This is a genomic window from Kitasatospora sp. NPDC056651 (assembly GCF_042792155.1).
Lineage (GTDB): Bacteria > Actinomycetota > Actinomycetes > Streptomycetales > Streptomycetaceae > Kitasatospora.
Window position 1 is genome coordinate 1 of record NZ_JBHTWX010000192.1, and the last position, 6,644, is coordinate 6,644.

Genomic DNA, 6,644 nt, shown 5'->3' on the forward strand with positions numbered 1-6,644 from the left:
GACCTACACCTGGCGCTACCGCCGACAGACCCACACCCTCGACCTCCACAACTACACCACCACCACCCACACCAACCACACCACCACCACCACCACCAGCAACTGACACAACACCAGACACCTCCGAACTCCGCCGCTCCGGACCCGACTTCAGCCCACACCACCCACCCCGATGACGGCGCGCCTCCGGCGGGAGGCTGCCGGATCGCCGACAGCCTGCCGGAACACCCCGTCGATCATGATTGTCAGGTCCTCGACACGGGAAGGAAGCGGGCCACAGACCACTCTCCCGGGAGGACGCCCGTGCACCGCACCGCCGCCAGAACCGCCACCGCCCTGCTCGCCGCCGTACTCGCCGGAACGGCACTCGGGGCCGCGCCTGCCTGGGGCAACCCGGGGAGCGGTGGCCCCACGCGCCCGGTGGAGGTCTTCGCCGAGGACGGCGGCATCTCCCGCGCCCAGGCGCCGGCCGCCTCCCCGTACGTCGCCGCCCGCCCCCAGGGCGTGGCTCCGGTGCGGGGCGACGGTGAGGTCACCGCGCTGGTCCACAACGGCGACCCGGCCGCCAAGCTGGACGTGGTGGTGATCGGCGACGGCTACACGGCGCAGGAGCAGCAGAAGTTCCGCTCGGACGCGGCCGCGAAGTGGAGTGAGCTGACCGCCGTCGAGCCGTACGCGACCTACCGCGGGCTGTTCAACGTCTGGGCGGTGTCGGCGGTCTCGCCGGAGTCGGGGGTCACCGGCGATCCGGACCAGGCGACGGTACGGCACACCGCGCTGGGCTCGTACTTCTGGTGCGACGGCGTGGAGCGGCTGCTCTGCGTGGACGAGAAGGCGGTCGAGGCGTACGCGGCGAAGGCCCCGCAGGCGGACCTGGTGCTGGTGGTGGCCAACAGCGCGAAGTACGGCGGCGCCGGCTACAACGACATCACCTCCCCGCTCGGCTACGAGGGGATCGCCACCGTGGCGGGCGGCAACGCGAAGTCCGGGCAGATCGCGGTGCACGAGACCGGGCACTCGCTGGGCAAGCTCGCCGACGAGTACACGTACCCCGACCAGGGGACGTACCAGGGCGACGAGCCGCCCGAGGCCAACCTCAGCACGCTCACCGCGGACCGGATGCGCCGGCAGGGCACCAAGTGGTCGCGCTGGCTGGGCCGGGTCTCGCCGGACGGCGGCACCGTCGGCAGCTACCTGGGCGGTGGCTACTACCCGTCCGGCCTCTACCGGCCGACCGAGAACTCGATCATGCGCTCGCTCGGGCGGGAGTTCAACCTGCCCGGGCGCGAGGCGATGATCGCGGGCTTCTACCGCCACGCGACCCCGCTCACCAGCCCTACGGCCCAGGGAAGTCGGCTCACCTCGGCCGACCACCTCGACGTCGGTCTGCCGGTGCCCGGCACCCGGCTGCGCTGGTACCTGGACGGGCGGGAGCTGCCCCGGCTCGCCGACCGCACCGCACTGGACCTCGTCGAGCTCAAGCTGACCGGTCCGCGCTCCCGGCCGCACCTGCTCACCGCCGTCGCCACCGACCCGACCCCGGCGGTCGCGGACCCCGCGCTGCGCGCGAAGCTCACCGCGGGCCTGTCCTGGCTGGTGACACGCTGACCACAAGCAAGTGCCGGCCTCCCCGGGGTCCGGGGAGGCCGGCACGGCCGGTCGCGCCCGCTACGGCAGCGGGATGCGCACCACCTGCGGGTCGTGGTCGCTGAGCTGGGTGCTGAACTCGCTGTTGATGTGCACGATGTCGTAGCTGTACGACGTGGCCGCCAGCGAACCGGAGATCAGGATGTGGTCCAGCACCTGCGAGTTGCCCTCGTACACGTAGGTGTAGCGCTCGGGCAGCGGCAGGGTGCGCGGCAGGTCGGTGAGCGAGCCGCCGGCGGTGAGGATGTCGGCGGTCTGGGAGAACTCGAAGTCGTTGAGGTCGCCGAGCACGATGACCGAGGCCTTCGGGTCCACGGCCAGGATCTGGTCGGTGAAGTTCTTCACCACGGTCGCCTGGTTGTGGCGCTGGGTCTCCGAGGGGTGGGCCGGCGGCTGGTAGCGGCCGAAGAGGGGCTGGTCGCCGCCCTTGGAGTTGAAGTGGTTGGCGATCACGAAGACCGGCTTGCCGTTCCAGCGGAACTCACCGGCCAGCGGCTTGCGGCTGGAGTTGAACGCCGTGTTGGTCGGGTCGATCCGCCCCGGGGAGTACGCCAGCTGCGGCGTGCCGCCCGCGTTCACCACGGAGTCGGGGGTGGTGGAGCCGGCGCCCGGGCGGTCGGTGAAGGACAGGCCGCGGTCGGTGCGGAACAGGAACACCTGGCGGATGTTGCCGCCGGGCTGCCCGCCGTCCTGGCCGTCCACCGGGTCGATCTCGCGGTAGGTGTAGGACGGACCGCCGGCCGCGGTGATGGCCGCGGTCAGCTTGGCCAGGGTCTGGGTCGCGCTCACCGTGCCGTCGTCGGTGGCGCCGCTGTTGTCCTGGATCTCCTCCAGGGCGACCAGGTCGGGCGAGCGCAGGTTGGTGACGATGCCGGCGGCGAGGCCGTCGAACTTGCTCTGCGGGTCGGACGGGGCGAGGTTCTCCACGTTGAAGGTGGCCACGGCGAGCTGGCCCGCCGTCGGCGCTGCGGTGACCTCGGGGGCGGTGCCGCCGGGGGTGACCGTCGGGGTCGCGGTGACCTGGAGGGTGAAGTTGCCGAAGGCGTAGTCGAGCACGCCGACGGTGGCGCCGGTCAGGGTGTCGCCGACGTTGGCGGTCGGGGTCGGCGCGAGCGCCTTCCCGAGGACGACCCGCTCCGGGTTGGTGTCGTCGGGCTGCAGCAGGATGCCGCCCCGGTTGGTGCGGGTGCCGCTGCCCTGCGGGACGACCGGGACCTCGCCGTAGGAGTTGGTCGGGCCGACCACGGCCGCGTTGTCGATCTCGACCCGCATGCCCTCCAGGGACTCCCAGAAGTCCAGGCCGTCGGTGGCCGGCTGGTAGTTCCCGGCGGTCTCGACGTCGCCGGAGGTGACGCTGGAGATGACCGTGGACGGGGGTGTCCGCCCGCCCGGGCCGACCAGGGTGGCGGCGGGCAGCGGCGCGTTGTGGGCGACCACCGTGACGCTGGGCGCGGTCAGTTCGGTGATCGACAGGTTGTTGGTGCCGCCGGTGCCGCCCGGCCGGTACTGGGTGACGGTGGCGCTGACCGTCACCGAGTCGCCGACGGCGACCGAGGGCGCGCCGGCCGTGTAGACGTAGATGCCCTCGCTGGTGCCGGGGTCGTTGTCGGGCTGCGGGTCCTGGTACCAGAAGCCGTTGGGGCCGACGGCCGTCACCACGCCGGGCACGGCGCTGACCGCGCTGCCGGCCAGCGGGGAGACGCGGGCGGCGCCCTGGATGTCGTGGATGCGGGTGCCGCCGGGGTTCGGGTTGCCCCCGCCGGTGGAGGCGGAGTTGCGCGGCACGGGCGCGCCGATCACGAAGTCCGCCGCGTTGCTGTCGGTGTCGGTGGCGCCGCCGCCCACGCGCAGGGCGGCGGTGCTGTTCGACAGGTTGCCGGTCGGCGAGCCCTCGGCGGAGCCGGCGCTGCTGCCGTAGCCGACGAAGTCCCGCACGCCCGACTGGGTCGCGCAGCCCGAAGCACAGGTCAGCAACGTGCCGTTGGTGACGAGGGCGACCTTGCCGGAGGTCGCGGACATGTTGATGGTGCCGGTGGCGTCCGCCGTCGGCAGCGCGGCGCCCGTCCCGGTCCCGGCGGCCTCTTGGACGAGGAAGTAGCGGCCGGGCGCGATCGTCCCGGAGAGGGCGGTCTTCGCCCAGCTGGAGCCGCCGGCCGAGGCGTACTGCACCGTCCAGCCGGCGACGGAGACCGGCGTGGTGCCGCGGTTGTACAGCTCGACGAAGTCGTTGGTGTACGGGGCGCCGGAGTTGCCGCCACCGCCGTACACCTGGCTGATCACGATGTCCGGCGACGCCGCCTGCGCCACGCCGCCGGGCAGCGCGACCAGTGCCGCCACCACGGCCGCGGCGGAGGCCGCCGCCAGCGTTCGGCGCCGCACGCGCGGCGCTCCCGGGCTGGTCCGGGGAATCGGGGTGCTCCACATGGGGCTCGCTCCTCACCACCGTCCGGGCTCGCGACCCGGCGGTGTGACCACGGATGGGAAAGTTCGGCGCTGTGGTTGTAGCAGCGCCACCAGATCCCTACCGCTCGCACCGGGCAACGGCCAGACGTACAGCGGGAGAACGTTTCTACGCGCGACAAGTGGGAGGAGGAACTCCGCAATTGACGGGCATGGCGTGAGTGACTGACGGATTCTCAATATCCGTGACCGGCCCGGATGTTAAGACGGCCGGAACAGCAGGAGGCCCGGGCTCGGCAGCACGCGCGCCGCCGAGCCCGGGCCGGTCCGCCGGGGCTCATCCCGGACGGTGCCGCGCGGGCGCCACTTGGGGCGGGCGCCGGCGCAGGGGCGCCAGTTCGCGCTCCAGGGTCCTCACGTCCAGCGCTATCCGGGACGCGATCTCGCGCGGGCCGGTGCCGACGGGCAGTCGGCGGGACCAGGAACGCGGCTTGGCCGGACCGTCCTGGACCATGTCGAAGTTGAGCCGCAGCACGTCGGCGATGTCGACCAGGTTCACCAGGATCCTGGTGTCCGCGAGGTCGATGCTGACTTCGTTCCCGATGCACGAGCAGGCCACCAGACCTTCGATGGCCTCCTCCGCCAGGTATCTGGCCAGGGGCACCGCCTTCCCCCGGACCAGAAACGGACGTTCCACCGGAGTCACCGGAACCGCCTCCTCCCCCAGCAGCCGTACGGTACTCGGCCGCGGCGCAAGCGCACCGCAACAGACCGGGCCCGGCCTATGCTCCACCACATCCAGCCGGTTCGCCAACTTGGTGTCTCACCAAGTGAATTGGGCGAGTTCACCGGACCGGCGCAGTGGTGCACGGCCCAGCGCACCGAGCCTGCCCCGGCGGCCTGGCCGCCGGGGTAGGCGCACGGCCCGCAACGCGCGTGTGCCCGCCCGCACGAGGCGGACGGGCACAGCGGGGACGTACGGGGAAGCCCTGCTCCGGGCTCAGCGGCCGCCGCGGCCGTGCAGCACCAGGGCGCGGGTCAGCGCGAGCAGGCCGCCGGTGCACAGCGCGGTGCGGAGCATGTTGGCCGACACCCAGGTGTCCGCGAACTTGGCCCGCACGGCGGCGAAGTCGTGGATCTGGGACGGGTCGCCGGCCGCCGCCAGCTCGTTGTTGAGCGGGATGTTGACGCCCATGGTGACGATCAGCGCCACCAGGTAGAGCGCCGTCGCACCCGCCGCCCAGAGCGCCGCCTGCCGGCGCCCCGACTTGTGCAGCAGCCAGGCCGCGATGCCGGTCGCCGCGAAGGCACCGACGAAGACCAGGCCGAACAGCCCGTTCTCGATCGAGCTGTTGATGTGCTGCATCGCCGTCACATAGGTGCGGTCGTCCCCGGCCGCCAGGCCCGGCATCACCGACACGTCGAAGGCGAAGAACAGGCCCGCCATCAGGCCCATCGCGGTGGTGGCGCCCACCAGCAGCGGCCCGGCGGCCTTGCTCTGCCCGACGGCTCGCACCGAACTCCCCATCCCCGCACCCCCGATGGTCGAAGGCGTCGTGTACGACAGCGGAACCGCGGTCTGATCCGAACGCATCCCAGATCCCTTTCACTCTTCCGGCTTCCGGCCCCGCGGAGTGCGGCGCCGGCGAACGTGGAACACTCGACACCGCCCACCGTGCGGCGGGCCGCGCAACGGAACCGCGACAACCGGAACTCCGTCCCCCGGCAGGGCACTTGCGCTGCCCTGCCGTGCCGCGCGATGCGGGGCCGGCTCAGAGCACCGGCGCCAGGCCGCGCCGGTAGCGCCGGTCCAGGACCGTGCGTCCCAGCAGCCGCACCGGGGCCGGGATCGTCGCCGAGACCGCCCGGACCGCCGCTGCGTCCGCGCCGTCGAACATCCAGGGCTGGAGGTAGGTCATCACCTGGGTCGGCGCGCTGCCGATGATCCGGCGCTCGACCCGCAGGTACTCGTCCACCGCCAGGCCGGCCAGCGCCGGGAAGACCACCGGCTCCTCGTGTCGCAGATGCTCGCGCACCAGGCTCTCGAACGCCCGGGCTGCCTCCGGCAGTTCGGCGCGCAGACCGGAGCCGAGCACCCCGGCCACCCGCCGCATCGAGGCGTCCAGCGCCTCGTGGTCCTCCTCCAGGACCCCGCTGCCGTCGAAGCCCGCCACCCGGCCGCGCAGGTACGGCCAGAGGATCTCGTCCTCGCTGTGGTGGTGCCAGTCGATCACCGCGCGCAGCCGCCCGAACCACTCCGCGAGCGCGGCGTGGGAGCCCGCCGCGCCCCGCTGGGCGACGGCGGTCAGCCGTGCCGCGTCCCGGCGCATCGCGACGTGCATCAGGCCGAAGCCCTTGAGCTGCTCGGGCAGGGCGCCCGGCCCTCGCTCCGTCGACCAGACCGTCGTGCCGTCCACCATGACCAGACCTCCAGAGTCCGTTCGGAATCCCATCGACCGCCGCTTCGGGGCGGCCGGTCGGAGCCGCCCCGGACGGGTCGGCTCACGCGTTCCACACGCCCGTGGCGGCGGCGGCGCGGGCGTAGTCGGCGAAGTCCCGCGGCTCACGCCCCAGCGCCCGCCGCACCCCGTCCCCCA

5 protein-coding genes and 1 pseudogene are annotated in these 6,644 nt (G+C 72.9%); 1 reads left to right on the top strand and 5 read right to left on the bottom strand.

Going from position 1 to position 6,644, the window contains the following annotated elements:
• The first annotated feature begins 303 nt into the window (after positions 1–303).
• A complete protein-coding gene (locus ACFRAR_RS37740) occupies positions 304–1,608 on the top strand; it encodes a M64 family metallopeptidase (RefSeq protein ID WP_380704817.1) in 1,305 nt (434 codons plus the stop codon).
• A 60-nt stretch (positions 1,609–1,668) separates the two neighbouring features.
• Here ACFRAR_RS37740 and ACFRAR_RS37745 read toward each other — a convergent pair whose 3' ends face one another.
• The 5 genes and pseudogenes from ACFRAR_RS37745 to ACFRAR_RS37765 all read right to left on the bottom strand — a co-directional run.
• Entirely contained in the window at positions 1,669–4,026 is a 2,358-nt protein-coding gene (locus ACFRAR_RS37745) for a lamin tail domain-containing protein (RefSeq protein ID WP_380704819.1), read from the bottom strand.
• A gap of 358 nt (positions 4,027–4,384) precedes the next feature.
• Positions 4,385–4,744: a hypothetical protein gene (locus ACFRAR_RS37750; protein WP_380704821.1), complete on the bottom strand. Its 360-nt coding sequence runs from the start codon at positions 4,742–4,744 to the stop codon at positions 4,385–4,387.
• A gap of 303 nt (positions 4,745–5,047) precedes the next feature.
• Positions 5,048–5,641, bottom strand: coding sequence for a DUF1772 domain-containing protein (locus ACFRAR_RS37755; RefSeq protein ID WP_380704823.1), 594 nt, complete (start codon positions 5,639–5,641; stop codon positions 5,048–5,050).
• A 178-nt stretch (positions 5,642–5,819) separates the two neighbouring features.
• A complete protein-coding gene (locus ACFRAR_RS37760) occupies positions 5,820–6,467 on the bottom strand; it encodes a hemerythrin domain-containing protein (RefSeq protein WP_380704825.1) in 648 nt (215 codons plus the stop codon).
• Positions 6,468–6,549: 82 nt separating this feature from the next.
• A pseudogene (locus tag ACFRAR_RS37765) lies at positions 6,550–6,644 on the bottom strand (NmrA family transcriptional regulator); the annotation flags it as partial.